Origin of the sequence: Campylobacter sp. US50a, assembly GCF_004379015.1 — a bacterium.
GTDB classification, from domain to species: Bacteria; Campylobacterota; Campylobacteria; order Campylobacterales; family Campylobacteraceae; genus Campylobacter_D; species Campylobacter_D jejuni.
This window is the reverse complement of sequence record NZ_RYYJ01000106.1, coordinates 1-250: the sequence shown is the minus strand read 5'-3', so window position 1 is coordinate 250 and position 250 is coordinate 1. Positions and strand designations below refer to the sequence as shown.

The 250-nt window shown below is 32.0% G+C and carries 1 pseudogene; it reads right to left on the bottom strand.

The features are described from left to right. A pseudogene (gene prpD, locus ELQ11_RS09820) lies at positions 1–144 on the bottom strand (2-methylcitrate dehydratase); the annotation flags it as partial. Positions 145–250 lie beyond the last annotated feature (106 nt).

Below are 250 nucleotides of genomic sequence, written 5' to 3'. Positions count from 1 at the left end.
ACCTATAGTATCCATCAAACAATATCTAGCCGTTTCTAAAGCCAAATCACTTGTAATTTCAAATTCATCAGCATATTTTGCAATTTTTGTTAAAAGTTCATCAAATTCAGGGCGTTTTGCCTCTAAAATTCCCATATCACTCATTTTTTCTCCTTATCTATCTTGAATTTTTACAAATTTTCTTGGTTCAACGCCTATATATTCGCTACTTGGGCGTATAAGCTTATTGTTTGCTCTTTGCTCTTTAATG